Annotated in this window: 30 protein-coding genes and 1 pseudogene; 21 read left to right on the top strand and 10 right to left on the bottom strand. The window is 71.3% G+C overall.

The window, feature by feature from the left end:
- Positions 1-328: 328 nt before the first annotated feature.
- The 7 genes from ACZ3KP_RS37035 to ACZ3KP_RS37005 all read left to right on the top strand — a co-directional run bounded on the left by ACZ3KP_RS37035 (position 329) and on the right by ACZ3KP_RS37005 (position 3948).
- Positions 329-559: a hypothetical protein gene (locus ACZ3KP_RS37035; RefSeq protein ID WP_467505083.1), complete on the top strand. Its 231-nt coding sequence runs from the start codon at positions 329-331 to the stop codon at positions 557-559.
- Positions 520-1023, top strand: coding sequence for an SEC-C metal-binding domain-containing protein (locus ACZ3KP_RS37030; protein ID WP_467505082.1), 504 nt, complete (start codon positions 520-522; stop codon positions 1021-1023). The genes ACZ3KP_RS37035 and ACZ3KP_RS37030 overlap by 40 nt, the downstream gene beginning before the upstream one ends.
- 86 nt (positions 1024-1109) lie before the next feature.
- Positions 1110-1397 (top strand): type II toxin-antitoxin system Phd/YefM family antitoxin, encoded by a 288-nt coding sequence (locus tag ACZ3KP_RS37025; protein ID WP_467505080.1) that lies wholly within the window; start codon positions 1110-1112, stop codon positions 1395-1397.
- A 5-nt stretch (positions 1398-1402) separates the two neighbouring features.
- The gene (locus ACZ3KP_RS37020) at positions 1403-1789 is read left to right on the top strand and encodes a type II toxin-antitoxin system VapC family toxin (RefSeq protein WP_467505212.1); all 387 of its coding nucleotides are present in this window, start codon (positions 1403-1405) and stop codon (positions 1787-1789) included.
- A gap of 156 nt (positions 1790-1945) precedes the next feature.
- Positions 1946-2650 (top strand): 3-oxoacyl-[acyl-carrier-protein] reductase, encoded by a 705-nt coding sequence (gene fabG / locus ACZ3KP_RS37015; protein ID WP_046727987.1) that lies wholly within the window; start codon positions 1946-1948, stop codon positions 2648-2650.
- A 5-nt stretch (positions 2651-2655) separates the two neighbouring features.
- Positions 2656-3423 (top strand): enoyl-ACP reductase FabI, encoded by a 768-nt coding sequence (gene fabI / locus ACZ3KP_RS37010; protein WP_089107826.1) that lies wholly within the window; start codon positions 2656-2658, stop codon positions 3421-3423.
- Between the two features lie 174 nt (positions 3424-3597).
- Positions 3598-3948, top strand: a complete 351-nt coding sequence (locus ACZ3KP_RS37005) for a hypothetical protein (RefSeq protein WP_358980857.1) — start codon at positions 3598-3600, stop codon at positions 3946-3948.
- On the opposite strand, the gene ACZ3KP_RS37000 is transcribed toward ACZ3KP_RS37005, so the two are convergent.
- Complete coding sequence (locus ACZ3KP_RS37000; protein WP_467505079.1) at positions 3926-4618, bottom strand: FadR/GntR family transcriptional regulator; 693 nt, start codon at positions 4616-4618, stop codon at positions 3926-3928. The two genes, ACZ3KP_RS37005 and ACZ3KP_RS37000, sit on opposite strands and share 23 nt — an antisense overlap.
- A 79-nt stretch (positions 4619-4697) precedes the next feature.
- Here ACZ3KP_RS37000 and ACZ3KP_RS36995 point away from each other — a divergent pair, with 79 nt between their 5' ends.
- From ACZ3KP_RS36995 to ACZ3KP_RS36980, 4 genes are all read left to right on the top strand, one after another.
- Positions 4698-6008: a CynX/NimT family MFS transporter gene (locus ACZ3KP_RS36995; RefSeq protein ID WP_467505078.1), complete on the top strand. Its 1311-nt coding sequence runs from the start codon at positions 4698-4700 to the stop codon at positions 6006-6008.
- A gap of 105 nt (positions 6009-6113) precedes the next feature.
- Positions 6114-6230: an SGM_5486 family transporter-associated protein gene (locus tag ACZ3KP_RS36990; protein ID WP_089107830.1), complete on the top strand. Its 117-nt coding sequence runs from the start codon at positions 6114-6116 to the stop codon at positions 6228-6230.
- A gap of 178 nt (positions 6231-6408) precedes the next feature.
- The gene (locus ACZ3KP_RS36985; RefSeq protein WP_358980851.1) at positions 6409-6615 is read left to right on the top strand and encodes a hypothetical protein; all 207 of its coding nucleotides are present in this window, start codon (positions 6409-6411) and stop codon (positions 6613-6615) included.
- 81 nt (positions 6616-6696) lie between these two features.
- The gene (locus tag ACZ3KP_RS36980) at positions 6697-7215 is read left to right on the top strand and encodes a SixA phosphatase family protein (RefSeq protein WP_467505076.1); all 519 of its coding nucleotides are present in this window, start codon (positions 6697-6699) and stop codon (positions 7213-7215) included.
- Positions 7216-7320: 105 nt separating this feature from the next.
- On the opposite strand, the gene serB is transcribed toward ACZ3KP_RS36980, so the two are convergent.
- A complete protein-coding gene (gene serB / locus ACZ3KP_RS36975) occupies positions 7321-8529 on the bottom strand; it encodes a phosphoserine phosphatase SerB (RefSeq protein ID WP_358980847.1) in 1209 nt (402 codons plus the stop codon).
- A 723-nt stretch (positions 8530-9252) separates the two neighbouring features.
- Positions 9253-11085, bottom strand: a pseudogene (locus tag ACZ3KP_RS36970) (streptophobe family protein); the annotation flags it as partial.
- 343 nt (positions 11086-11428) lie between these two features.
- Here ACZ3KP_RS36970 and ACZ3KP_RS36965 point away from each other — a divergent pair.
- The gene (locus tag ACZ3KP_RS36965) at positions 11429-13975 is read left to right on the top strand and encodes an ABC transporter ATP-binding protein/permease (protein WP_467505074.1); all 2547 of its coding nucleotides are present in this window, start codon (positions 11429-11431) and stop codon (positions 13973-13975) included.
- Between the two features lie 83 nt (positions 13976-14058).
- On the opposite strand, the gene ACZ3KP_RS36960 is transcribed toward ACZ3KP_RS36965, so the two are convergent.
- From ACZ3KP_RS36960 to ACZ3KP_RS36950, 3 genes are all read right to left on the bottom strand, one after another.
- A complete protein-coding gene (locus tag ACZ3KP_RS36960; RefSeq protein ID WP_467505073.1) occupies positions 14059-14799 on the bottom strand; it encodes a transglycosylase SLT domain-containing protein in 741 nt (246 codons plus the stop codon).
- A gap of 297 nt (positions 14800-15096) precedes the next feature.
- Positions 15097-16191 carry an S-adenosylmethionine:tRNA ribosyltransferase-isomerase gene (locus ACZ3KP_RS36955; RefSeq protein ID WP_467505071.1) on the bottom strand — a complete coding sequence of 365 codons (1095 nt, stop codon included), beginning with the start codon at positions 16189-16191 and terminating at the stop codon, positions 15097-15099.
- A complete protein-coding gene (locus ACZ3KP_RS36950; RefSeq protein ID WP_467505070.1) occupies positions 16188-16883 on the bottom strand; it encodes an SDR family NAD(P)-dependent oxidoreductase in 696 nt (231 codons plus the stop codon). Before ACZ3KP_RS36950 ends, ACZ3KP_RS36955 begins: the two co-directional genes overlap by 4 nt.
- A gap of 248 nt (positions 16884-17131) precedes the next feature.
- Between ACZ3KP_RS36950 and ACZ3KP_RS36945 the strand changes: the two genes are divergently transcribed.
- The 4 genes from ACZ3KP_RS36945 (at position 17132) to ACZ3KP_RS36930 (ending at position 19820) form a co-directional block, all read left to right on the top strand.
- A complete protein-coding gene (locus ACZ3KP_RS36945) occupies positions 17132-18277 on the top strand; it encodes a GAF domain-containing sensor histidine kinase (protein ID WP_467505069.1) in 1146 nt (381 codons plus the stop codon).
- The gene (locus ACZ3KP_RS36940; RefSeq protein ID WP_358980835.1) at positions 18270-18911 is read left to right on the top strand and encodes a response regulator transcription factor; all 642 of its coding nucleotides are present in this window, start codon (positions 18270-18272) and stop codon (positions 18909-18911) included. Before ACZ3KP_RS36945 ends, ACZ3KP_RS36940 begins: the two co-directional genes overlap by 8 nt.
- A 169-nt stretch (positions 18912-19080) precedes the next feature.
- Positions 19081-19329, top strand: coding sequence for a chaplin (locus ACZ3KP_RS36935; RefSeq protein WP_467505210.1), 249 nt, complete (start codon positions 19081-19083; stop codon positions 19327-19329).
- A 251-nt stretch (positions 19330-19580) separates the two neighbouring features.
- Complete coding sequence (locus tag ACZ3KP_RS36930) at positions 19581-19820, top strand: chaplin (RefSeq protein ID WP_132885978.1); 240 nt, start codon at positions 19581-19583, stop codon at positions 19818-19820.
- A gap of 75 nt (positions 19821-19895) precedes the next feature.
- Here the strand turns inward: ACZ3KP_RS36930 and ACZ3KP_RS36925 are convergent, their stop codons facing one another.
- A complete protein-coding gene (locus tag ACZ3KP_RS36925) occupies positions 19896-20681 on the bottom strand; it encodes a hypothetical protein (RefSeq protein WP_467505067.1) in 786 nt (261 codons plus the stop codon).
- A 150-nt stretch (positions 20682-20831) separates the two neighbouring features.
- Between ACZ3KP_RS36925 and ACZ3KP_RS36920 the strand changes: the two genes are divergently transcribed.
- From ACZ3KP_RS36920 to ACZ3KP_RS36910, 3 genes are all read left to right on the top strand, one after another.
- Positions 20832-21623: an ABC transporter ATP-binding protein gene (locus tag ACZ3KP_RS36920; RefSeq protein ID WP_467505066.1), complete on the top strand. Its 792-nt coding sequence runs from the start codon at positions 20832-20834 to the stop codon at positions 21621-21623.
- A gap of 60 nt (positions 21624-21683) precedes the next feature.
- Positions 21684-22115, top strand: a complete 432-nt coding sequence (locus ACZ3KP_RS36915; RefSeq protein ID WP_358980827.1) for an NfeD family protein — start codon at positions 21684-21686, stop codon at positions 22113-22115.
- A 130-nt stretch (positions 22116-22245) separates the two neighbouring features.
- Positions 22246-23190, top strand: a complete 945-nt coding sequence (locus ACZ3KP_RS36910) for an SPFH domain-containing protein (RefSeq protein ID WP_132885974.1) — start codon at positions 22246-22248, stop codon at positions 23188-23190.
- Positions 23191-23253: 63 nt separating this feature from the next.
- On the opposite strand, the gene ACZ3KP_RS36905 is transcribed toward ACZ3KP_RS36910, so the two are convergent.
- From ACZ3KP_RS36905 to ACZ3KP_RS36895, 3 genes are all read right to left on the bottom strand, one after another.
- Entirely contained in the window at positions 23254-23766 is a 513-nt protein-coding gene (locus ACZ3KP_RS36905) for an HNH endonuclease (RefSeq protein WP_467505063.1), read from the bottom strand.
- 167 nt (positions 23767-23933) lie between these two features.
- Complete coding sequence (locus ACZ3KP_RS36900) at positions 23934-24473, bottom strand: YbhB/YbcL family Raf kinase inhibitor-like protein (protein WP_358980823.1); 540 nt, start codon at positions 24471-24473, stop codon at positions 23934-23936.
- 62 nt (positions 24474-24535) lie between these two features.
- A complete protein-coding gene (locus ACZ3KP_RS36895; RefSeq protein ID WP_467505061.1) occupies positions 24536-25318 on the bottom strand; it encodes a sporulation protein in 783 nt (260 codons plus the stop codon).
- A gap of 136 nt (positions 25319-25454) precedes the next feature.
- On the opposite strand from ACZ3KP_RS36895, the gene ACZ3KP_RS36890 reads away from it, so the two are divergent.
- Positions 25455-26105, top strand: a complete 651-nt coding sequence (locus ACZ3KP_RS36890) for a DNA-3-methyladenine glycosylase (RefSeq protein WP_467505059.1) — start codon at positions 25455-25457, stop codon at positions 26103-26105.
- Between the two features lie 126 nt (positions 26106-26231).
- The gene (locus tag ACZ3KP_RS36885; RefSeq protein ID WP_467505058.1) at positions 26232-26375 is read left to right on the top strand and encodes a hypothetical protein; all 144 of its coding nucleotides are present in this window, start codon (positions 26232-26234) and stop codon (positions 26373-26375) included.
- Positions 26376-26463 lie beyond the last annotated feature (88 nt).

Here is a 26463-nt window from a genome sequence, read left to right as displayed (position 1 = left end):
ACCGTACGAGCTCTGCCCGAGCTTCGGATGCCCGTCTGGGACGCCATCACGGCGGCCGTCCAGCCTGCCGAGGCGGGCGACGCCGAACCCGAGCTGCCCCGGCAGCTGCGGATCCTTCGGGGAAAGGACGCGACCAGCGGTACACCGCTCATCCGGGGGACGTGGCGCGAACAGTCCGTGATCACCCACGACGCGGGGTTCGCTGCCCCTGGGGGTCGGCGGTCACGACCTGACCGACGTCCGCGGAATCGTCGAGGCGGCCCTCCCCGCGACCGCGCCGACCCGCCGCGAGGCCGTCGCCCGCGAACTGAACGCCTTCCTCAACCGGATGCGCCCGGGCGGCATCGTGCTCTCCACCGACGGCTTCGACACCTATGTCGGAGTGGTGAGCGGGCCGGCCACCCGCACCGGCGACCGGCTCTCCCGCCCCGTCGAGTGGCGCAACCTCGACAAGCCCCTCGACTTCTTCAAGGACCTGCCCTCCGGGCTGTCCGGTGTCCGGCGCCCGTGGTCGGCCGGGTGCGCCCCCTGGACGAACTGCACGACCCGCTGCGTCTGAAGCGGCTGGCCGAAGGAGGGCCCGACACGCTGGAGGCCGAGTTCGAGGAGCTCGCGAGGGAACCGGACGAGGAGACATGGGCGCCGACAGGACCGCTGAAGACGTGCGTCCTGTTCTGGCCGCCCGAGGAATTCGCGCAGCTCCTGGAGTGCTACCCGAGCGTCGCCGCCGCATACGGCGACGACCACACCGGCCACCTGAGGCAGGTCGAGCGCACCCTGCGCGAGCTGTCGGACCAGGGCGCCCTGCACCTGGCGGTCGGCCGGGCCACGGTGAGCGGCCTGGAGGCACACGTGGACGAGAAGGGCGGGTCCCCCGACCTGTCGGCCGCCTGGTCCAGGTATGCGGCCGAACTGGCTCGCAGGCGTCTGGCGACCGACTGGCCCCCGGCCCGCAACGGGCCGTGTTGGTGCGGTTCGGGGCGCAAGTACGAGAAGTGCTGCGGGAATCCCGCGTCCGGGTGAATGCCTGAGAAGGCAAGGCTGGGCGATTGTGGGTACAATTGCTTCAATGTAGGTACAAGGTCTGCCCGGTTTCTAGGGAGCCCGTCATGAGTGCCATCTCCGTCCGAGAGTTCTCTCATAACCCGAGCGCCGTCTTCGCCCGCGTGGAGAAGGGGGAGACCGTTGAGGTCACCCGGCATGGCAACGTCATCGCAATACTGGTCCCGAGCGGCGGCCCCATGGAGCGGTACGCGCATCTCGTTGCCCGCGGGAGGATCAAACTCAAGGCGGCGACCGTGGGCGACCTCGCCGAGTTCCCTCGGTACGACATCCCGGACGACGCGCCGGATCCGCTGGAGTCCCTGCTCGCCGAGCGTGAGGATTACTACCGGTGATCTACATGGACTCCTCCGCGCTGATCACCTTGCTGACCGGCAGGGCGAACGCCTCCGCGCTCGAATCGTTCCTCACGAGCTTCCCGCAGGCCACGCTGGCCACCTGCACGATCGGTTTCGTGGAGACGGTGCGGCATCTGGACCGGGCCGGCAGTTTTCCACGGGCTCTGGCCGATCTCGATGAGCGGGTGACGGAAATCCTTCTTGGTCGTGAGGTCCGTGACCTCGCCACCCGCGTTGATCCCGGCCTGCGTGCATTGGACGCCCTCCATGTGGCGAGCGCTCTCTCAGTGGAGGCGGAGTTGGCGGCGTTCGTGACGTACGACCGCCGGATGCTCGACGCAGCACGGAAGGAAGGCTTGTCCGCCCACGCTCCCGGGATGGCGGACTGATCCCACCTTCGTCTGTAGAAACCCGACAGCGACACTCCCCAGCCACTGTCGGTGCCCGCTTGCCCGCGGCGATGGCGGGACCGATAGGTTTTCGCTGAAGCCACCTGTGATCCAGCTGTTCGGGCGGGTGGTCAGACCGAACGAAAGGGTGATCCGTTGAGCCGCTCGGTTCTCGTCACTGGAGGCAACCGGGGCATCGGCCTCGCCATCGCCCGTGCTTTCGCCGACGCCGGCGACAAGGTGGCCATCACGTACCGCTCGGGTGAGCCGCCGGCCGGCTTCCTGGCCGTCAAGTGCGACATCACCGACTCCGAGCAGGTGGAGCAGGCCTACAAGGAGATCGAGGACGCGCACGGCCCGGTCGAGGTCCTGATCGCCAATGCCGGCATCACCAAGGACACGCTGCTGATGCGGATGTCCGAGGAGGACTTCACCTCGGTCATCGACACCAACCTCACCGGCACCTTCCGCGTGGTCAAGCGTGCCAACCGCGGCATGCTGCGCGCCAAGAAGGGCCGCGTCGTCCTCATCTCCTCGGTCGTCGGCCTCTACGGCGGCCCCGGCCAGGCCAACTACGCCGCCTCCAAGGCCGCCCTGGTGGGCTTCGCGCGCTCCCTCGCCCGGGAGCTGGGTTCGCGCAACATCACCTTCAACGTCGTCGCGCCCGGCTTCGTCGACACCGACATGACGAAGGTGCTCACCGACGAGCAGCGGGCCGGCATCGTGGCGCAGGTGCCGCTGGGCCGGTACGCGCAGCCCGAGGAGGTCGCCGCGACGGTGCGGTTCCTGGCCTCGGACGACGCCTCGTACATCACTGGAGCCGTCATCCCTGTTGACGGCGGACTGGGAATGGGTCACTGATCACCATGAGTGGAATTCTCGAGGGCAAGCGCATCCTGATCACGGGTGTGCTGATGGAGTCCTCCATCGCCTTCCACGCGGCCAAGCTGGCCCAGGAGCAGGGCGCGGAGATCATCCTCACCGCGTTCCCGCGGCCCACGCTGACCGAGCGCATCGCCAAGAAGCTGCCCAAGCCCACCAAGGTCATCGAGCTCGACGTCACCAACGACGAGCACCTCGGCCGGCTGGCCGACCTCGTCGGCGAGGAGCTCGGCGGCCTCGACGGCGTCGTCCACTCCATCGGCTTCGCGCCGCAGGACGCGCTCGGCGGCAACTTCCTCAACACGCCGTTCGAGTCCGTCGCCACCGCCATGCACGTCTCGGCGTACTCCCTGAAGTCGCTGACCATGGCCTGCCTGCCGCTGATGCAGAACGGCGGCTCGGTCGTCGGCCTCACCTTCGACGCGCAGTACGCCTGGCCGCAGTACGACTGGATGGGCCCGGCGAAGGCCGCCCTGGAGGCGACCAGCCGCTACGTCGCGCGCGACCTGGGCAAGCAGAACATCCGCTGCAACCTCATCTCCGCCGGCCCGCTCGCCTCCATGGCCGCCAAGTCCATCCCGGGCTTCAGCGACCTGGCCGCGGTCTGGGACCACCGCTCCCCCCTGGAGTGGGACCTCAAGGACCCCGAGCCGGCCGGCAAGGGCATCGTCGCCCTGCTGAGCGACTGGTTCCCGAAGACCACCGGCGAGATCATCCACGTGGACGGCGGTCTGCACGCCATCGGCGCCTGACGCCGGACCGGAAGCAGCGTCACCGAGGCCCGTCTCCCCGGCAGGGGAGGCGGGCCTCACCCGTTCGGCCCACCGGCCGGGCCGCCGCGGCCGGGGCGGCGCACCCTGGAAGGGCGTCGGATCCCGCGTCCAGCGCGCGATGTCCCTCCCCAGCCCGGCCGAGGAGGTCCCCTTGTGCGCCTGTCCCGCAGCCTGTCCCCGGTGACCGCGGCCCTCGTCCTGGTGCTCGCCCTGCCGTACGACGCCGCGTCCCTCGCGCGCGTGCCGAGCGGTCACGAGCCCGCCCCGCAGCCGTTCGGCGCGTCCTGCCGGACGACGGTCCGCGGCTCCCATGTGGTCGCCTACTGCCACAACCCCTACGTGGACACCGACCGGATCCGGCTGCACGTCGAGTGCGCCGAGTGGTGGGACATCGACACCGACAGCCCTCCGGCCGACACCGGGCCCGCGATGACCGTACGGCTCTCCGGACGCTGCTGGAAGGACGTCCGCGCGGCCTGGGTCAGTCACCAGAAGGTCGGCTGAGCCTGCCCGGACGGCACTGGAACGGATAGCTGCCCGCCTCCTTCGCGGCCGTGTCCGCGTCGCCCGCGCGGATCGCCTCGACCAGCCGGGCGTGATCCATGTACGTCTCCGGCGTCAGCTCGGCACCGACGTCGGCGCGCAGCCAGTCCCGCAGCACCTCGCCCAGGTCGGCGTACATCGCCGTCATCACGTCGTTGTGCGAGGCGGCCACCACGGCGAGGTGGAAGGTCGCGTCGGCCGTCACGAAGTCCTCCGCCTCGCCCGACTCCCAGGCCCGCTCGCGGCGCGTCAGCAGGGCGTCGAGCTGCCTGAGGTCCTTGTCGGAACGCCGTACGGCGGCCAGCCGGGCCGCGGTCGACTCCAGCGTGGCGCGCAGCTCCGCGATGTGCCGGGGGTCGGCGTCGGCGAACCGGCGGTGCATCACACCCGCCAGTTCGCTGGTCGCCACGACGTACGTGCCGGAGCCCTGGCGGATGTCCAGCAGGCCGTTGTGCGCCAGCGCGCGCACCGCCTCGCGGACGGTGTTGCGGGCCACTCCCAGCTGCTCGACCAGTTCCGGCTCGGTGGGGATGCGCGAGCCCACCGGCCACTCGCCCGAGGTGATCTGGTTCCGCAGCTCGGCGATGACCTGCTCGGACAGCGCCGACCGGCGCGGATGGCTCAGAGGCATGGCACACCTTCGCACGCGAGGACCGGGCGAGGGCGGTCAGGCCCGCCCGGAGGTGGACAACCAATCATCCTATGATTCTATGATGAGCCTCATGGCAGGCGAGAATTCCAGGACGACGACACCCGCGACCACCTCCACGACAGCCCGTCCGGCGACGCGCGAGCGGGGCGCCGGACAGGCCGCACGCGGGTGGACGACCCGCCTCTTCGTCGTCGGCATCCTGCTGGCGGCCCTCAACCTCCGGCCCGCCATCACCAGCCTCGGCGCGCTCCTGGAAGAGGTCCGCGACGGGCTGGGCATGAGCGGCAGCGTGGCCGGGCTGCTCACCTCCGTGCCCCCTCTCTGCTTCGCCGTCTTCGGCGTCATGGCCCCCCGCCTCGCCCGCCGCTTCGGGCCTGCGGCGGTGGTCTGCGCCGGCATGGTGGCCATCACGGCAGGCCTGCTGATCCGGCCGTACGCAGGGGGCACGGCCGGATTCCTGGTCGGCAGCGCGCTCGCGCTCATGGGCATCGCCGTCAGCAACGTGCTGATGCCGGTCATCGTCAAGCGCTGGTTCCCCGACCGGGTCGGCTCCATGACCGGCCTGTACTCGATGGCCCTCGCCGCCGGTACCTCGATCGCCGCCGCGGTGACCGTGCCCATGACCGACGCCCTGGGCGGCAACTGGCGGACCGGCCTCGCCGTCTGGGCCGCGCTCGCCGCGGCAGCCGTGCTGCCGTGGGTTCCGCTGGTACGGGACCGGGGCCCGGCGGCCCCGACGGGCGGCACGCACGCGCGTGCGGAGCAGGAGCCGGCCGCCCTGCGGATCACCCGCAGCCGTACCGCATGGGCACTCGCCGTGTTCTTCGGGCTCCAGGCCACCGCCGCCTACGTCACGATGGGCTGGATGGCCCAGATCTTCCGGGACGCGGGCGTACCCGCGAGCACGGCCGGGCTGCTGCTGGCCGTCACCATGGTGATGGGCGTGCCGCTGGCCTTCGTCATCCCGCGCGTGGCCACCCGGCTCCCGCACCAGGGACCGATCGTGGTCGCGCTCGGCGTCTGCGGCCTCGCCGGATACGCCGGCCTGTACCTCGCGCCCGCCGCCGGGGCCTGGGCCTGGGCGGTGCTGCTCGGCGTCTCGAACTGCGCCTTCCCGCTGGCACTCACCATGGTCGGGATGCGGTCCAGGACCGGCGCGGGCGTCGCGCAGCTGTCGGCCTTCGCCCAGAGCACCGGCTACCTCATCTCCATTCCCGGCCCGCTGCTGGTGGGCGTGCTGTACCAGAGCAGCGGCGGCTGGGGGGTGCCGATCCTCCTCATGGTCGTGCTGATGGTCCCGCAGATGGCCGTCGGCTGGCTGGCGGGCCGCAACCGCACGGTGGAGGACGAGGCCGCCCCGACCGGCTGACGGCCCCCCTCGCCCTCTCGACGCCCGGCTCGCGCCGACACGCCGAGAAGCGGTTGCGGCCACCCCGCCCGGGTCCGCCCCTTCGGCAGGTGCCAGACTGGCCCCATGCCAGTGCTCGACCCGAACCCCCAGAACGGTCAGAAGAAGATGCTGATCGTCTTCGGCTCGTTCTTCGCCATCTTCATCGTCATCGCCGTCATCGCGACCCTCGCGTCCCCCTGACCACCGCCCCGGCGGCCGACGGGCGGCCGAGGGTGGGGCTGGCCCCCCATCCCCTAGGGGGTGAGGGTCAGGGTCAAGTGGGTGGGTCACCGGATGGGGCGGCGGCCCCGGATTCCGTAGTTTCGAGGTGTGGCCGCGAGAGGCGGTCACCGGCCCACGGAGACCAGCGGAGGCGATCATGCCGGCCCGAACGCACACCCGGCCCCACCCGGCGACCCCGGGCAGTGCCGACATCCGGCTCCCCTGGTGGGCGCTAGCCCTCCCCGCGCTCGCCTTCGTCTCCCTGCTGCTGCTGATACTGAACCCGGTGGACGCCCACGCGGCCACCGGCGACCCGGCCGTCACCCACCTTTTCGAGCGCGTCCAGCACATGGTCTCCCGCTAGCGCGCCCCGCCCCGCGGACCGGGCGGAGCCGCATGTCAACTCCCTGCGCCCGATGGCCTGTTTCATGCGAAGCTGGGTGTCATGAGCGTCGCAGAACCCCGCAGGATCGTCCTCTTCCGCCATGCGAAAGCCGACTGGCCACAGGTGACCGACCACGAGCGACCGCTCGCTGACCGGGGCCGTACGGACGCCGCCGTCGCCGGACGCAAGCTGGCGGACAGCGGCATCACCTTCGACCTGGCCCTGTGCTCCACCTCCGTGCGCACCCGGGAGACCTGGAAACTCGCGGTCCACGAACTCGCGCACCGGCCGAAAACCGTCTACGAGGAGCGGGTGTACGAGGCCTCGCCGGGCGAGCTCGTCGCCGTACTCAACGAGGTGCCCGACGATGTACAGAACGTCATTCTCATCGGTCACAACCCCGGCGTGCACGGCGTGGCCGAGATCCTGGCGGGCACGGCCGAGAGCGACGCCCGCGAGCGGATGAACCGCCGGGGCTTTCCCGCCGCCGCCTTCGCCGTCGTGACGTTCGAGGGCTCCTGGAAGGCCCTGGAACCGGGCGTGGCCACGCTCACGGACTACTGGGCGCCCTCCGAGTGAGACCGGCGCGCGGCCGCCGTACGACGGACGGCGGCCGCGCGGCACGACCAGGGCCCGGCCCGATCCCCTCGGCGCCGGGCCCCTCAGCGGCCGTGTGCCGGCGGTTCAGCCCTCGTCGACGGTGTCCGCCGCCTCCACCTCTTCACGGGTGACGCCCAGCAGGTACAGGACCGTGTCGAGGAACGGGAAGTTCACCGCCGTGTGCGCGGCCTCGCGGACCACCGGCTTGGCGTTGAAGGCGACCCCGAGACCCGCCGCGTTCAGCATGTCCAGGTCGTTGGCGCCGTCACCGATGGCCACCGTCTGCGACAGCGGCACGCCCGCCTCGGCCGCGAACCGGCGCAGCAGCCGCGCCTTCCCCGCCCGGTCCACGATCTCGCCGGTCACCCGGCCGGTCAGCTTTCCGTCGACGATCTCCAGGGTGTTGGCCTGGGCGAAGTCCAGCCCCAGCCGCTCCCGCAGGTCGTCGGTGACCTGGGTGAATCCGCCCGAGACGACCCCGACTTGGTAGCCGAGCCGCTTCAGCGTGCGGATCAGGGTCCGCGCTCCCGGCGTCAGCCGCACATCGGCGCGCACCTTCTGCACCACCGACTCGTCCAGCCCCTTCAGCAGCGCCACGCGCGCGTGCAGCGACTGCTCGAAGTCCAGCTCGCCGCGCATCGCGGCCGCGGTCACCTCGGCGACCTTGTCCTCGCAGCCTGCGTGTGCGGCGAAGAGTTCGATCACCTCGTCCTGGATGAGCGTCGAGTCGACGTCCATGACGACCAGCCGCTGAGCCCGCCGGTGCAGACCGGCCGAGACGACCGCGACGTCCACGCCGAGCTCCGCCGCGTCGGAGGCCAGGGCGGTGCGCAGCGGCTCGGTCGCCACGCCGGACACCGCGAACTCCACCGCCGTCACCGGGTACTTGGCGAGCCGGAAGATACGGTCGATGTTGCCGCCGGTCTTGGCGATCCGGGCCGCGATGGCGGCCGTCGACTCGGCGGTCAGGGGGTGGCCGAGGACGGTGACCAGGGAACGGCCGAGACCACGCGGGCGGTTGTCGCCGCGCCCGGAGATGATCTCCGCCTGCATCTTCATCGACTCGGCCCAGCTGTGCACGGTCGCCCTGAGGTCGCCCTCGAGCCCTGCCGGGGGCTGGGTCACCAGCGCGCACAGCACCAGGCGGCCTCGCGTCACGACCTGCTCGATGTCGACCACGTCGACCATGTACGCGGCAAGGGTGTCGAAGAGGCCGGCCGTGATGCCCGGCCTGTCCTTGCCGAAAATCTTGACGAGGAGAGTGGGGACCTCGGAGGTCTGCGGATCGCTCATGGTGTGACCACCGTAACCGGCACGCAGTGCCTGCGGCGCAGGTGGTCCGCCTGACGGACACGGAACAATAGGTGTCGGGCCGGTGTCGGAGGCTTTGCTTCCGGGCTACGGGCGAACGTGCGTGCGACGTCAGCGGGCGGTTCGCACCGTATTCCGCCGCATCCTCACGCACGGTTCGACGCGGGGACGGGTCCGGTGCGGACGTCACCCGCCCCGGCGAGGCGGCCGGTCTCATCGACGGGGCCGCCCGGACGGAGGCGGTGGAGGGGGCGGTGGCGGTGGTGGGGGTGGGGGCGGCGGACCGATGTACGGGCCGTCCGGGGCCCCGTCACCCCGACGCGGCCCCGGACGGCGTCGCCGTGGCTCCAGCGGCTGGGCCATGGTGGGGGCGCCGTACACATCGTCGGAACCCGGCGGTACGTCGGAGGGGTCCCCGCCGTTCCCGGCCCGGATCTCCTCCGGGGGCCGATGGCTGCCGGCGGACGGCGAGTCCGGCGCCCCCGGTACTCCCGGACCAGCGACCGGCGCCGCCCCGGACCCGGGCTCCTGCTCCCTCGGCACCGGCCGCTCGTAAGGCCCACGCCCACGCGCCCCCCACGCACCCCCACCCCCCGGCGCACCCCCGGCGCCCGATCCCCAGCCGCGAGGCTCCACCTGCGACCCGGCCCCCGCTCCCGGGCCCCGGCCGCGAGCCCCTGCCCCTGACCCGGCCCCCGCTCCCGGGCCCCGGCCGCGAGCCCCTGCCTCCGGTGCGGCCCCCATGTTCGATCCCCGGTCGTCAGGTCCTGCCCCTGGCGCGCCCCCGACACCCGGGCCCCGGCCGCGAGCCCCTGCCTCCGGCGCGGCCCCCATGTCCGGGCCCCGGTCGTCAGGTCCTGCCCCTGGCGCGCCCCCGACACCCGGGCCCCGGCCACGAGACCCTGCCTCCGGTGCGGCCCCCATGTCCGGGCCCCGGTCGCGAGGCTCCTGTACCCAGTCGGGCCAAGCCCGGTGGTCGGGCCCCTGCTCCCGTAGGTCGTCCGGCACCCGGAGGTAGGGGTTGGTGTCGGGATTCGGCGGGCGGTACCGGTTTCCCGGCGCGTACGGACCCGCCGCTCCGCCGCCCGCCCTGCCCGGCGCCCCGCCTGCCACCGCGTACGCCGCCCCGCCGGCCGCCGCCCCGCCTCCGCTGTCACCCAGTGCCGCCGGTGCCGCCCGTGACCCCGCCGTGCCGGTCACCCACGCCAGCAGCGCCCCTACCGCCCCCGCTGCCGCGCCCCAGGCCGCCCCGAGGAGCAGCGCCAGGCCCGACTGCCCGTGCAGCTCGATGCCCGCACCGAACGCGTCGAAGCCGAGCACCGACAGCGAGGCGTTCACCGACACGTCCGTCAGCCAGGCCAGCAGCGGCAGCGTGAGCGCGGTCGCGATCCCCAACCGCACGGCACACCGCCCGGCGAAACCGAACACACCCCGGTCCGCGCCCACCCCCCGGCCTGCCGCGGCTCCCGGCACCACCGGCGTCCGTACCGCCGTGAACACGCCCGCGAGCAGCATCAGCAGGGCCGCGGCGACCCCCAGCAGCCACACCCGCCCGTCCAGGCCGGCCAGGTGCCCCAGGGTCACCGAGCGGCCGGACTTCGAGGTCAGCAGCTCGTCCAGGGGGTGGGGCAGGAACGTGGTCAGGACGCCCGTCGCCCTGCCGTCGAAGGGGACGAGGAGACCGACCGGGATACCGAGCCAGACCCCGTTGGGGGCGCCGAGCAGGGCCGCGCCCGCGATGCGCGCCGGGTGCGCGTCACCGAGCGCCGCCCAGGCCGCCGCCGCCCACCCCGCGGCCACGGCCAGCAGCAGGACCGTCACCAGCGCCGAGGCGGCCGGCCGTACCACCCGGTGCACGGCCTGCCAGCGGGGTGGCAGCGGAGTGCGGCGCGAGGCCAGCAGGGCGATCAGCAGGACGCCGGCGCACCAGCCGAGGCCACCGGCGAGGGTGGCCCCGGTGTCCACGCTGAAACCGACCGCCGCGTTCGCCTTGACGAGGTCCCCGATGCGGTCCGGGAGCAACCCGCCGACGTCTCCGATGCCGGGAATCCTCAGACCCCCACCGCCTCCCCCTCCGCCGCCCGCCCCCGTCAGCCCGCCCAGCCCGAGCGCACCGCCGTCGATGGTCACGACCGAGTGCCCGGCCCACGCGAGTCCGCCCAGCGTCGCCACGAAGAGCACGACCAAGGAGCCCGCGCGGGCCAGCAGTTCGGTGGGGGCGATGACCGCCCCGGCCGCGCGCAGGGACCGCAGGAAGAACCATGACAAGAGGAGCGCACCGACCAGGCTCACACCCAGTGGCGTGATCTCGACGGCCGTCGTGGCCTCCGCGCCCTTCAGGCCGAACGCGGACAGATCACCGGTCGGCGTGACCGAACCACCCGCCCCGAGCGCCACAACCGCCGCTGTCATGGGGCCGAGTGAACCCGCCGCGTCGGCCCGCAGCAGATGCAGGCCGAGCGCGGCCGTACCCGCCATGCCGATCAACGCCCAGCTCACGGCCGCGATCGCGGACAGCAGGATGTCGACCCAGGGCAGCCGGGCACCGAGGCGCGCGCTCTCGGCTCCCGTGCCGGAAGTGCCACGCGTGCCCGACGCGCCCGACGTGCCAGACGTGCCCGATGTGCCAGAACCCATGGCAGACCCCCCGATCCGCGAACGCCCGGGGCCGCGCCGTCGCGCTTGTCCCCCTCGCGTGAATTACCACTCTCCGGCCCGGTTTCAACCCCGTCAACGGAAAGAGTCGAAGCGCTCGTGCGAGCTCTCCGCAAGGCCCGACTTTCGGTCAGAGGGCCGAGCCTGAAATAGTTCCCGACGATGTTCGACATCCCTAGACTCCCTGTGATGGGGGTAACTCGGGGGACTACTCATGGGGCTTGGCGTGCCGGAACTCGTACTGGAATCAAACGGACGTACCTGGACGCTCGATCCGTCCAGGACCTACACCCTCGGACGTGATCCGCAGGGGGACATCGTGTTCGACGACGCCAGGGTCTCCTGGCGGCACGCCACGATCAGCTTCGACGGCCGCAGTTGGGGCATCGAGGACCACGGCAGCACCAACGGCACCTTCGTGCAGAGCCGGCGGATCCAGCGCATGGAGATCGGCCCGGGCTCGGCCGTGCACCTCGGCAACGCGAACGACGGACCGCGCCTGAACCTCTCCGGCGCCACGGCCGCCGCGCCGCGTCTCCAGCAGCAGGCCGCACCGCAGGTCGCACCGGGGACCGCGCAGCCGTACGCGGCCCAGGGGGCGGGCGGTCCCGGCTGGTCCCAGCCATCGGCTGCGCAGCAGCAGGCTCCGCAACAGGGCTGGCAGCAGGCCCCGTCGGCGATCCCGCAGCAGCAGGGCGCCCCGGCCATGGCCTCCGGTGGTGGCGCGGGGGCGCCGCCGGTCTACGGCGACCGCAGCCCGACCACGTTCCACCAGTTCTCCATCGGCCGGGTGATGCGCATCGGCCGTGCCCTGGAGAACGAGTTGGTGGTGTCCGACCTCCAGGTCTCGCGCCACCACGCCGAGTTCCACTCCACGCCCGACGGCCGCATGGAGATCCGCGACCTCGGCTCCCACAACGGCACGTACGTCAACGGCCAGCCGATCGCCAAGGGCGGGAGCGCTCTGCTCGGCCCGCACGACATCGTCGGCGTCGGCCACTCCACCTTCCGGGTCGTCGGCGACCGGCTGGAGGAGTTCGTCGACACCGGCGAGGTCTCCTTCTCCGCACGGCGCCTGACCGTCACGGTCGACGGCGGCAAGCAGATCCTCAAGGACGTCTCCTTCGGCGTCCCGGAGAAGTCCCTGATCGCGGTCATCGGCCCGTCGGGATCCGGCAAGTCCACCCTGCTCAAGGCGCTCACCGGCTACCGCCCCGCCGACGAGGGCGAGGTGCTGTACGACAACCGCAACCTGTACAAGCAGTTCGCCGAGCTGCGCCAGCGCATCGGTCTGGTCCCGCAGGACGACATCCTGCACAAGGAGCTGACCGTCAAGCGCGCCCTCAAGTACGCGGCCAAGCTGCGCTTCCCCGCCGACACCACCGGCCAGGAGCGCGACGACCGCATCGAGGAGGTGCTGCGCGAGCTGAAGCTCGACATCCACAAGGACAAGAAGGTCACCGCCCTGTCCGGCGGCCAGCGCAAGCGGGTCTCGGTCGCCCTGGAACTGCTCACCAAGCCGTCGCTGATCTTCCTCGACGAGCCCACCTCGGGCCTCGACCCGGGTATGGACCGCGATGTCATGCAGCTGCTGCGCGGTCTCGCCGACGACGGCCGCACGGTCCTCGTCGTCACCCACTCGGTGGCCGAACTGGCGCTGTGCGACAAGCTGCTGGTGATGGCGCCGGGCGGTTCGGTCGCCTACTTCGGCCCGCCCGAGGAGGCGCTGAACTTCTTCGGCTACGACACCTGGGCCGACGTCTTCTCCGCCTTCGAGAACTACCGCGACTACGACTGGGCGGGACGCTGGAAGGGGTCCCAGCACTACCAGATGTACGCCGCCGACATCGACGCCAGCGCCCCGGGGACCGTACAGACGCCGCCGATGCAGGTGATGAAGCCGAAGAAGCCGCAGAGCTGGGGTTCGCAGCTGCTGACCCTGGTACGGCGGTACACGGCGGTCATCGCCTCGGACAAGGGCTTCCTGGCGCTGACGGTGATCCTGCCCGCGGTGCTCGGCGCGGTCAGCCTGCTGATCGACAGCGACAAGACCCTGCTGGTGAACCCGGTCAACCACAAGACCGGCATCCCCGTGCCCAACGGCACGGCGACCACGGTCCTGCTGATCCTCGCGGTCGGCGCCTGTTTCGCGGGCGCCGCGAACTCCGTACGTGAGCTGATCAAGGAACGGGTCATCTACGAGCGGGAGCGCGCGGTCGGCCTGTCCCGGTCGGCGTACCTGATGTCCAAGGTGGTCGTGCTCGGTGTGATCACCGTGCTGCAGGGCCTGATGGTGGGCCTGATCGGCTTCTCCAGCCGCACCATCCCGGACGAGGGTGTGGTCCTCGGCCACTCCGTCCTGTTCGAGCTGTGCATCCCGATCATGGGGCTCGGCTTCACCTCGATGATGTTCGGCCTGGTCATCTCCTCGCTGGTGAAGACGTCCGAGAAGACCATGCCGCTGCTGGTGATGTTCGCGATCATCCAGGTCGTCTTCACCGGCTGCCTGTTCACCCTGAACGGCGCGGTCGGCGCCAACCAGCTCTCGTTCCTGATGCCGTCCCGCTGGGCGGTGGGCGCCGCCGGCGCCACGCTGGACTTCAACAACATCGCGCCCAACACCGACGACCCGACCAGCAAGGACCCGCTGTGGGCGCACACGGCGGGCGCCTGGAGCATGGACATGGCGGTGCTGATCGTCCTCGGTGTGCTCTGCGGCTTCCTGGTGGCCCGCTTCCTGCGCCGCCACGAGCCCGAGGTCATGCGCAAGTAGCACCTCGCGTACGACGCCGAAGGGCGGCACCCCGCAGTGGGGTGCCGCCCTTCGGCGCGTCGGTGCCGAGGTCCGCGCCTGCCTCAGTACGCGCTGTTGACGTTGTCGATCGAGCCGTACCGGTGCGCCGCGTAGTTGGCGGCGGCGGTGATGTTGGCGACCGGGTTGTAGATGTCCCAGGACGTGCCGGCGACGTGGTAGGCGCTGAAGGTCGGCGGGATCACCTGCAGCAGGCCCTTGGAGGGGATGCCGTTGATGGCGTTGATGTCCCAGTTGTTGATGGCCATCGGGTTGCCGGAGGACTCCCGCATGATGTTGCGGTGCAGGCCGCTGTAGGAGCCCGGGATGCCCTTGGCCCTCATGATGTCGAGGGCCTGGCGGATCCAGCCGTCGAGGTTGTTGCTGTAGGTCTTCGCGGCGGCCTGCTGGACCTGCGGGCGCGCGGCGGACCGGTTCGCCGCCTGCTCGGCGGTGCGCGCCTGGGCGGCCTGCTGGGCGGCGGCCCGGACCTTCGCCTGGGCGGCGGCCTGCTTCGCGCGGGCGACGTCCAGGGCGTGGGCGGCGGCCGCCTTCCTCGCGGCGATCGCGTCGAGCTTGACGGCCTGAAGCGCGCCCTGGTCGGTGACCGCGCCCTTGACGTCCTTGATCTGCTGGGTGCCGTAGACCGCCGCCTGGGCCGTGGCGGCGGGGGAGCCGGTCACGACCGTGTCCGCGCTGCTGGGCACGGCGGAGAAGGCGATGGAGGCGGCGCCGAGCGTGGCGATACCGGCGAGCGCGATCTTGTGGTGCTTGGTGAGCGTGGGACTGTGCGTGTTCTTCGGCATGGCAGTGGACCTCTTCGAATAGCGCGGAGGTCGCTCGTTGTCCGCGGGGGAGACCGGCTCCTCCTGCACGAACACCGCGGGGGGAATCCGCGGTGCTGAGCGACGGCAGCCATTCTTAGCGGCCGCAAAATGCCGAGGCAAAGGTGTGACGTACGACCCCGAGTAGTAGGGGCCGGAAGGGCAAAACGGGACAGACTGGGTCGTCTGTCCCGTTCGCGTGGGGGCTGTTTATCTCCTATGTCCGTTCGTACGTGATGTGCGCCCTATGTGCGGCCTCACATCGCTCCCCCGGCTTTTTCACAAAGAGTTGCTGTCGCAATGCTCTGTGTGAGGCCCCTCCTCCGGGAGGATGAGGTGCACGTCCCCGAACTCGTGCCAGAGGTAGAGCCCGCGCAGCGCCTCCGCGTAGCTGCGGTCGACCGCGGCCCGCCCCGCCACCGCCTCCAGCATCAGCAGATGCGAGGCCTCCGGCTCGTGCAGCCCGGTCAGCAGCCCGTCCACCACCCGCACGCCGCGCTCCGGCGTGACGACGAGTTCCGCCCACCCCTCGGCCGCCCGCACCACCCCGCCCGCCCCGGCAGCCGACTCCACGGCCCGCACGGCCGTCGTCCCCACCGCGATCACCCGCCCTTCGGCCGCCCTGGCCGCGTTGATCAGCCGCGCCGAGGCCGCGGGCACGGCGTAACGTTCCGCGTACGGCGGTTCGTGCGCCTCCGGCGACGACACCCCCGTATGCAGCGTGATCGGCGCGAACTGCACCCCGCGGCTCACCAGCTCCGCCACCAGCCGCGCGGTGAAGGGCCGGGCCGCACTCGGCATCTCCGCACTCCCCGCCCCGTCGTCCGACGGCAGCGCGAACACAGTCTGGTACACGGACAACGGCTGGTCCCGCTCCGTGTAGGAGTACCGGACGGGCCGCCCGTACTCCCTCAGCACCTCTGACACCTCCGCCGTCGCCCGCGCCCACCACAGCCGCTCGCCCCGCGGGCTCAGCGGCTCCTCCAGGACCAGCAGCCCACCGCCCGGCAGCAGCACCTCACTGCCCGCGCGCGTACCCGCACGCGCGCGTGTCGTGCCGTTCCCGTCCGGCTCCCGGAGCTCGACCGCCCACCGCCCGGCCCCGTGCGCGGCGTCCCCGCGCGCGGAGAAGTGCACCACCACGCGCGCGTGTCCGACGCGCCCGTCCACCGCCGCCGCCAACGTCGGAGAGGTGTTCACCACCAGCAGGTCCCCGGCCCGCAGCAGCCCCGGCAGCTCGGCGAAACCGTGATGCGACACCGCCGTCCCCCGCGACACCAGCAGCCGGACCGCGTCGCGGTCGAGCCCCGGCCCGCGCTGTTCGGCCGGTACCCGCGCGGACAGCTCCGGCGGCACCCGCACCACCGTCGTCATCGCCCCTCCACCAGGGCCGGCGCCCCGTACCGGCCACTGACCGGCCGCTCGTCGAGCAGCCGCAGGAACGCCGGTACGACCGACTCCGGCGCCGGCCGCGGATCGTCGTCGTCCGGTACGGCCGCCGAGTACAGGTCCGTCGCCATGTCCCCGGGATCCACGGCCCACACCCGCAGCCCCGGCTCCTCCACGCCGAGCACGGCCGCCAGCTGGTCCAGGGCCGCCTTCGAGGCGCCGTAACCGCCCCAGGTCTCGTACGCCTCGGAGCCCGCGTCCGAGCTGACCGCGATCACCGCCCCCACCGCCGACTCCCGCAGCAGCGGCAGCGCCTCCTGGACCAGGCCCAGCGCGGCCACCACATTCACCTCCAGCGCCCGGCGCAGCCCCGCCAGGGGCAGCTCACCGAGACGCACCAGCGGCTCGGCGCCCAGCGCGCTGGCATTGCTCACCAGCAGATCCAGACCGCCCAGCCCCCGCGCGGCGGCCACCAGCTCGGCCCGGTGCCCGGCGTCCGTGACGTCCCCGGGCAGCGCCGTCACCCGCCTGCCCGGCCCCGCCACGGCCTCCGCCGCAGCCTTCAGGGCCTGCGTACCCCTGGCGTCGAGCACCAGGTCCCAGCCCCGCGCGGCCAGCACCTCGGCCAGCGCCCGCCCCAGCCCCTTCGAGGCCCCCGTGATGATCGCTACCGGCATGACAACCGTCCCCTCGGCTCCGTCCGCCCTGATCGGCGGTGCCCCTCACCGTAGGAACGGGGCCGCCCCGGCCGCCTCGGGCGCGGGCCGCAGTCCGGCGGGGTCCTTCGGACTAAGCCACCGGTAGGGGCCCCAGGGCCCTAAGCCTGTCGTCGACTTCTCTGGGACCCAGGACCTACGCCCAGCGGCCCGGACGCTGCTCCCGGCGTCCGATCCCCGGTGTCGGACCCCGCCGGTACCGTGAGGGCATGAGTCACGGTCCCCGGTCCGGCCTCGCCGCGGTGAGCTCCGCGCTGCTGGCCATGAGCAGGCATCTCGAGGTGCGCGACGTCCTCAAGACGATCGTCGCCTCCGCCCGCGAACTGCTCGACGCCCAGTACGCCGCCCTCGGGGTCCCCGACGACCACGGGGGCTTCGCCCAGTTCGTCGTCGACGGCGTCACCGACGCCCAGTGGAAGGCCATCGGCCCGCTCCCGCGCCAGCACGGCATCCTCGCCGCGATGCTCCGCGAGGCGAAGGTCGAGCGGCTGGCGGACGTCCGCAGGGACCCCCGCTTCGAGGGCTGGCCCTCGGCCCACCCCGAGATGTCCGACTTCCTGGGACTGCCGGTCCGCGACGGCGACGAGGTGATCGGCGCGCTGTTCCTCGCGAACAAGAACTGCGAGAAACCCGAGGGAGGCTGCGGCTTCACCGCCGAGGACGAGGAACTCCTCTCCATCCTCGCCCAGCACGCGGCCATCGCCCTCACCAACGCCCGCCTCTACGAGCGCAGCCGCGAACTGACCATCGCCGAGGAACGCTCCCGGCTCGCCCACGAACTGCACGACGCCGTCAGCCAGAAGCTGTTCTCGCTGCGCCTCACCGCCCAGGCGGCCGCCGCCCTGGTCGACCGCGATCCGCGCCGGGCCAAGGGCGAACTGCAGCAGGTGGCCGCGCTCGCCGCCGAGGCCGCCGACGAACTGCGCGCGGCGGTCGTCGAGTTGCGCCCCGCGGCCCTCGACGAGGACGGTCTGCTCGCCACCCTGCGCACCCAGGTCCAGGTCCTCGACCGCGCCCACACCGCGCGCGTGACCTTCGCCAGCAGCGGCTTCCGCGCACTGCCCGCCGCGCAGGAGGAGGCCCTGCTCCGGGTGGCCCAGGAAGCCCTGCACAACGCCCTGCGGCACTCCGGGGCGGAGCAGGTCGACGTGACCGTGAACCGGCGCGGCGGTGGCGCCGTGCTGCGGGTCACGGACGACGGCGGCGGCTTCGACCCGCACCTCACCCGCCGTGCCGGACGCCACCTCGGCCTGGTCTCCATGCGGGACCGCGCCGACAGCGTCGGCGGCACGCTGACCGTGGCATCGGCGCCCGGCAAGGGCACCACGATCGAGCTGGAGGTCCCCGGTGGCTGACGCAATCAGGGTGCTCCTGGTCGACGACCACCAGGTCGTCCGCCGGGGCCTACGCACCTTCCTGGAGGTGCAGGACGACATCGAGGTCGTGGGCGAGGCGGCCGACGGCGCCGAAGGGGTCGAGCGTGCGCAGGAACTGAGCCCCGACGTCGTCCTCATGGACGTCAAGATGCCCGGCCTCGACGGGGTGGGCGCCCTGCGCAGGCTCCGCGAACTCGACAACCCCGCGCGCGTGCTGATCGTCACCAGCTTCACCGAACAGCGCACGGTGGTCCCGGCCCTGCGGGCCGGCGCCGCCGGATACGTCTACAAGGACGTCGATCCCGACGCGCTCGCCACCGCCATCCGCTCGGTGCACGCCGGGCACGTCCTGCTCCAGCCCGAGGTGGCCGGCGCGCTGCTCTCCCAGGAGGAGGCCAACTCCGGCCAGGGCCGGGGCGGCTCGCTCACCGAGCGGGAGCGCGAGGTGCTCGGGCTGATCGCCGACGGCCGCTCCAACCGCGAGATAGCCCGGGCCCTGGTGCTGTCCGAGAAGACCGTCAAGACACACGTCTCGAACATCCTGATGAAACTCGACCTCGCCGACCGCACCCAGGCCGCGCTGTGGGCCGTTCGCCATGGCGTGACCGGCTGAAACGCCCTCCGCAACGCTTCACCGACGGCAACCCGGCGGGTCGCCTTCCGGGCTGAGATTCATACCGTCGTGGGAATGTCACCCGGACGGCGCATCCTGTCCCGGCCGCCGCCGTTCTTCAGTGCGTGCCGCGGCGACCGCCGTGGCGATCGCCAAGGAGGCTCAAGAAGTGAAGAACCTGAAGAAGGCAGCGGCCGTGACGATGGTGGCCGGCGGGATCGCGGCCGCGGGCGCGGGCATGGCCTCCGCCCACACCGGCGGTGCCCACGCCGACGGCCGGGCCCAGGGCTCTCCGGGCGTCGTCTCCGGCAACGTCATCCAGGCCCCGGTGCACGTCCCCGTCAACGTCGTCGGCAACAGCGTGAACGTCATCGGCGTGCTGAACCCCGCCTTCGGCAACCTCGGCCTCAACCACTGAGACCGCGCCGCACCGCGGCATCGACCTCCGGTCTTCCGGGCACCCCGGAAGACCGGTCGGCTTTTCCCGAGAGCCGATCGTGGGCCCACCGGGTCGTAGGCCCAGTCGCTCATAGGCCCGGCGGGTTGTACGCCCAATGATCCGAACGGGCAGTCACGGACCCCGGTCCGTACCACCGGGGACCCCGCAGGCGTTGATCAGGCACGACCCACGGCCGGGTCGGCAACGCACACCCAGGAGGAACCCTTCCCATGAACATCGCCAAGAAGGCCGCCGTCGCCATGACCGTCGCCGGTATCGCAGCGGGCGCCTCCGCCGGTGCCGCCTTCGCCGACTCCACCGCCAACGGCGCGGCCCTGAACTCCCCGGGTGTCATCTCCGGCAACACCATCGAGGTCCCGGTCGACGTCCCGGTCAACGCAAGCGGTCTCTCCGTCAACGTGATCGGACTCCTCAACCCGGCGTTCGGCAACCACGCCACCAACAAGTAGGCCGCGGGGGTCTGGGGGCGACCGCCCCCAGACCGCCCAGCGCCTCCGCCCAGCGCCTCCGCCCAGCGCCTCCGTCTAGCGCCCCCGCTCACGCTCCTCCAGCACGGAGTCGTACGCCGCGACCAGAGCCCGCCGGGCCGTCCGCTCCACCGGCCGCAGCGCGGCTTGGCGCGCCGCCATCTCCGAGGCGCTCGCCGCGCCCCCGTGCCCGTTCTCGTACGCCAGCGAGACCAGCAGCCCCACCCGCTGCGCGAGCTCCAGTACCCGCACGGCCCGCGGCGGATACCCCGGCGCCAGCACCTCCCGGCCACGCTCCGCGCGTGCCCGGTACGCGTCGATCGCCGCCTCCGCCACCGGCCCCGACCCGGCGACGTCCAGCTTCGACAGCACCTCGGTCGCGTCCCGCAGCGCCTCCGCCAGCTCCCGCTCCGCCTCGCCGAGCGACGGCACGTCGGCCGGCGGCGCCTCCCGCACCGGCAGCACCTGCCAGACCACCTCGACATGCACATCACCGGCGGGCCCGGCCTCGGACACCTCGGGCACCAGGCCGAACGCGGCACCGTGACAGATCACCGCCTCCTCCGCCTCCAGCGCCCGCGCGTTGAACTCCGGCGGCCCGCTCAGCCCCAGCGGATGCCCCGGCGCGGGCAGCGCCACCCGCAGCGCGGTCACCCCGAGCGCCCGCAGCCGCCCCAGCGCGAGGGTGAGCCCGACCGGAGCGGACTCGCCGGGCAGCCCCTCCACCCGGTGCACCGCGTCCTCGCCGACGATGGCGAGCACGGCGTCATCAGGAGAGACAAGTCCGGCCAAAAGGGCATTTCCCCAAGCGGCGAGGCGTCCTGAACGCGGTTCCGAGAGCATGCCCCCACCCTAAGGACCGGACCGATGGAATGGAGCGCCGCACGCGTGGCGTAGATTTCATAAGGGCTGCGCCCATCGGCGCCGCCGCCCGAGCCACAGGCGTACGCGACAGCCGAGACCGGCCACACTGCAAGGGGAGACAACGCGCTCATGAGCGATGTTCTGGAGCTTCAGGACGTATCCGTGGTCCGTGAGGGCCGGGCTCTGGTGGACCAGGTCTCCTGGTCGGTCAAGGAGGGCGAGCGCTGGGTCATCCTCGGTCCCAACGGTGCCGGCAAGACCACCCTCCTGAACATCGCCTCCAGCTACCTCTTCCCCAGCAAGGGCACCGCCACCGTCCTCGGCGACACCCTCGGCCGCGTCGACGTCTTCGACCTGCGCCCGCGCATCGGCATGGCCGGCATCGCGATGGCCGAGAAGCTCCCCAAGCGCCAGACCGTCCTGGAGACCGTCCTCACCGCCGCCTACGGCATGACCGCCCACTGGCAGGAGGAGTACGACGAGGTCGACGAGCAGCGCGCCCGCGCCTTCCTCGACCGCCTCGGCATGACCGACTACGTCGACCGGAAGTTCGGCACCCTCTCCGAGGGCGAGCGCAAGCGCACCCTCATCGCCCGCGCCCTGATGACCGACCCCGAACTGCTTCTCCTCGACGAGCCCGCCGCCGGCCTCGACCTCGGCGGCCGCGAGGACCTGGTCCGCCGCCTCGGCCGGCTCGCCCGCGACCCGATCGCCCCCTCCATGATCATGGTCACCCACCATGTCGAGGAGATCGCCCCCGGCTTCACCCACGTCCTGATGATCCGCCAGGGCAAGGTCCTCGCCGCCGGCCCGCTGGAACTCGAGCTCACCTCCCGCAACCTCTCCCGCTGCTTCGGCCTCCCGCTCGTCGTCGAACAGCACGGCGACCGCTGGACCGCCCGTGGACTGCCGCTGTCCTGACGGGCGTTGACGCCGCAAAGCACCCTGTCGGTTGGGCACCCCCGGCCCTACCATGACTAGGTGAACAACATCGACGCGTGGGTGTGGTGGCTCGTCGTCGCGGCCGCACTCGGCATCCCGCTCGTGGTGACCGCGATGCCGGAGTTCGGCATGTTCGCGGTGGGCGCCGTCGCCGCCGCAGGCACCGCCGGACTCGGCGCGGGCGTCGTGCTCCAGGTACTCGTCTTCGTCGTCGTCTCCGTCGCCCTCATCGCCGTCGTACGGCCCATCGCGAACCGGCACGCCCTCCAGCGCCCCGGACTCGCCACCGGCGTCGACGCCTTGAAGGGCAGGCAAGCCGTCGTCCTCGAACGCGTCGACGGCGCGGACGGACGGATCAAGCTCGCCGGCGAGATCTGGTCGGCCCGCTCCCTCCACCCGGACCGCGCCTACGAAGTCGGCCAGGAAGTGGACGTCGTGGAGATCGAGGGGGCCACGGCGATTGTCATCTGACCTCGAAAGACTCAACTGAACAGAAGAGTCCCCGAGTTGTGCGTGCGTCTGTCAGACTCGTCCAGCAAGATCTTCAACAGCCATAAGATCTGCCGAAGCGCCGAGGCGGAGAAGGGTACGGGGAGCGACGATGGAACCGGTCATCATCGTCCTGGTCATTCTGGTGGTGTTGGTCTTCATCGCCTTGATCAAGACGATCCAAGTCATCCCGCAGGCGAGCGCCGCCATCGTGGAGCGCTTCGGCCGCTACACGCGGACGCTGAACGCCGGACTCAACATCGTGGTCCCGTTCATAGACACCATCCGCAACCGCATCGACCTGCGTGAACAGGTCGTACCGTTCCCGCCGCAGCCGGTGATCACCCAGGACAACCTGGTCGTGAACATCGACACGGTCATCTACTACCAGGTCACCGACGCCCGCGCGGCCACCTACGAGGTCGCCAGCTACATCCAGGCCATCGAGCAGCTGACCGTCACCACGCTCCGCAACATCATCGGCGGCATGGACCTGGAGCGCACCCTGACCTCCCGCGAGGAGATCAACGCGGCCCTGCGCGGCGTCCTCGACGAGGCCACCGGCAAGTGGGGCATCCGCGTCAACCGCGTCGAGCTCAAGGCGATCGAACCGCCGACCTCCATCCAGGACTCGATGGAGAAGCAGATGCGTGCCGACCGTGACAAGCGCGCCGCGATCCTCACCGCGGAAGGCACCCGCCAGGCAGCCATCCTCACCGCCGAGGGCGAGAAGCAGTCCCAGATCCTGCGCGCCGAGGGTGAGGCCAAGGCGGCGGCCCTCCGCGCGGAGGGTGAGGCCCAGGCGGTTCGCACCGTCTTCGAGGCGATCCACGCCGGCGACCCGGACCAGAAGCTCCTCTCCTACCAGTACCTCCAGATGCTCCCGAAGATCGCCGAAGGCGACGCCAACAAGCTCTGGATCGTCCCCAGCGAGATCGGCGACGCCCTCAAGGGCCTGTCGGGCGCGATGGGCAACTTCGGCCCCCTGGGCGGAGGTTCGAACGGCGGCGGCAGCATCCCGGCCCAGGAACGCCGCGAAAAGCCGAACATCGACTAAGGGCCACTGAAAACAAACGTTCCCCGCGCCCACCCTCTTCCTGGGGGCGCGGGGAACTGCCCTCTAGGCGGCGGCCACGTCCCCCGAAAGCCACTCAGGCAACGCCGCCAAATCCTCGGCCCCCAGAGCCAGCAGCATCGCGTCCTGCGGCGAAGGCTCGAACGGCTTGTGCAGCAACGGCATCCCCGCCTGCTCCGGCGTCCGGTCCGCCTTGCGATGATTGTCCTCCGCGCACGACGCCACCGTGTTCAGCCACGAGTCGCCCCCGCCCTGCGCCCGCGGCACCACGTGGTCCACGGTCGTCGCCCGCCGGCCGCAGTACGCGCATCTGTGCCGGTCCCTGATCAGCACCCCCCGCCGTGACCAGGGCGCCCGTCTCCGGAACGGCACCCGTACGTACCGGCAGAGCCTGATCACCCGAGGCGCGGGTATGTCCACGTCCGCACCGCGCATACGCAGTTCGGGGTGGGCCTGCTCGACGACGGCCTTGTCCTGGAGCACCAGGACGACGGCGCGATTCAAAGTCACCGTGGACAGCGGCTCGAAGCTGGCGTTCAGAACCAGCGTGTCACGCATCCAGCCCACCTCCCATGTGCACCGTGCCCACCCCCGGCGGGCTTGGATCAACTCTGGACGGGCGCGCCGAGATGGACAACGCAATAAAAACTGCCCGCCTCTGATCACTTCCAAGACCAGAGGCGGGCAAACGTTCAATGAACGCTCGACTGATTTCGCGAGCCGGGTCAGCCCTCGGCGGGGACCTCGTACTCGCCGATCAGCTGCGCCCGCGCGATCGCGTGGAACCGCAGGTTGAACCCGACGACGGCGGGAGACGCGTCGGCATCCGGACCCAGCTTCTCCTGGTCCACCGCGTACACCGTGAAGACGTACCGGTGCGGTCCGTCCCCGGGCGGCGGCGCGGCGCCGCCGAAGTCCTTCGACCCGTAGTCGTTGCGGACGTGCACCGCGCCCTCGGGCAGTCCCTCGAACTTGCCGCTGCCGGCACCCGCGGGCAGCTCGGTCACCGAGGCCGGGATGTCGAACACGGTCCAGTGCCAGAACCCGCTGCCCGTCGGCGCGTCCGGGTCGTAGCAGGTCACGGCGAAGCTCTTGGTCCCGGCCGGGAAGCCCTCCCACCGCAGCTGCGGCGAGGTGTTGCCCTTCGCGTAGACCTGAGCGTCCTTGAGCGTCGCCCCTTCCTCGACGTCCGCGCTCGTCACCGTGAACGACGGGACGGGCGGGTGGAAGTCATGGGGGAGAGGCCGCCGCTTCAGCTCGGTCACCTCGGTACCTCCTGATCGATACGGTCGATGCTGATCGATGATGGAATCCGTGGTTCCCGAGCCTAGAACCAGTTGCGCTTGCTGCCGACCTCGGACAGCCACTGGTTGAGATAAGCCGCCCAGTCGGTCCCGTGGAAGTCGTTCAGACCCACCTGGAACGACCTGAAGGTGTCGCTGCCCTCGCTGAACAGCCCCGGCTTCTTGTCCATTTCGAGGACGACGTCCATGGCGTACGCGTCCGCCACGAAGCTCAGCTCCACCTGGTTCAGCCCCCGGTACTGCGACGGCGGGTGGAACTCGACCTCCTGGTAGAAGGGGAGCGTCTGCCGCGTCCCCCGGATGTGCCCCTTCTCCAGGTCCGCGTTCTTGAACCGGAAGCCCAGCCGGATGAAGGCGTCCAGGATCGCCTTCTGCGCCGGAAGCGGGTGCACGTCGATCGGGTCCAGGTCGCCCGAGTCGACCGCCCGCGCGATCTCCAGCTCGGTCGTCACGCCGATGTGCATCCCGCGCAGGGCCTGCCCGTCGATCATCGTGACGGGCGTCTCCCAGGGAATTTCCAGCCCGAACGGCACCGCGTGCACCGCACCCGCCTGAAGCTCGAAGGCGCCACCGAGCCGCACCTTCGCGAAGTCGATGTCCTGCTTGAACTCCTCGTCGCCGTGCTCCACCTCGACCCGGGCCCGCAGACCCACGGACAGCCCCTGGATCTCCTGGTTCACCGACCCGCCCTGGATCCGCACCTCGCCCTGGACGACGCCACCCGGTACGACGTTGCTCTCGATGAGCACCGTCTCGACGGACGCCCCGCCGGCCCCCAGGCTCGCGAGCAGCTTCTTGAAGCCCATGACTCTCCCTTTACGTACGGACCTTTGACCCCTACAAACGCGATCCGGCCGCGACCGGTTCCGGCGCACACCCTGGCAAGCAGACGATTCCTTGACCACCCCTTGGGGTCCGCGGCCTGGACTAGGCTCGGACGCCATGATCACGCCCCCGGACCGTATGCCACTCCCCAGGAGCTTCTTCGACCGCCCTGTACTGGACGTCGCCCCCGACCTCCTCGGCCGCACCCTCGTCCGCACCACCCCGGACGGACCGATCGCGGTGCGCCTCACTGAGGTGGAGGCGTACGACGGCCCGAACGACCCGGGGTCGCACGCCTACCGTGGCCGCACCCCCCGTAACGAGGTGATGTTCGGTCCGCCCGGACATGTGTACGTGTACTTCACCTACGGCATGTGGTTCTGCATGAACCTCGTCTGCGGTCCGGAGGGCAGGGCGAGCGCGGTCCTGCTCCGCGCCGGCGAAGTCGTCGAAGGCGCCGAGCTCGCGCGCAAACGTCGACTCTCGGCCCGGTACGACAGGGAACTGGCCAAAGGTCCGGCCCGCCTGGCCACTGCCCTGGACGTCACCCGCGCCCTGGACGGCACGGACGCGTGCGCCTCCGGCGAGACACCGCTGCGGATGCTGACCGGCACTCCCGTCCCCTCCGACCAGGTACGGAACGGTCCGCGCACGGGAGTCGCCGGCGAGGGAGGCGACGGAGAGGTCCATCCCTGGCGCTTCTGGATCGCCAACGACGCGACGGTCAGCCCCTATCGGGCCCATGTACCCCGGCGCCGCTCAAGTTGACGCGTCCCTGGGAGGTGCGTAATGTATCCCGAGCCGCTTGACCCGGGTACGGCAATCGCCAGCAGCCGGAAGCGGCCACCCACTACCTACGACTCCCCTTGGCGGGGGCGAATTTGGCATGCCCGCATGCTCGAATTCGAACTCGCGGAACTCGATTATGAGTCCCGGCGGGAATCGGCTAATGTAGTGAATGTCGAAAGGCCGACCGGCGAGAGCCGGAAAACCTCAGACAATCCCGCCGACCGGGAATCGGACGCCGAAAGGATCTGATAGAGTCGGAAACGCAAGACCGAAGGGAAGCCCGGAGGAAAGCCCGAGAGGGTGAGTACAAAGGAAGCGACCGTTCCTTGAGAACTCA

The sequence above is a fragment of the Streptomyces sp. NPDC020958 genome, assembly GCF_055562175.1.
The sequence above is the reverse complement of the archived record's forward strand: the minus strand, read 5'-3'. Positions and strand labels throughout refer to the sequence as shown.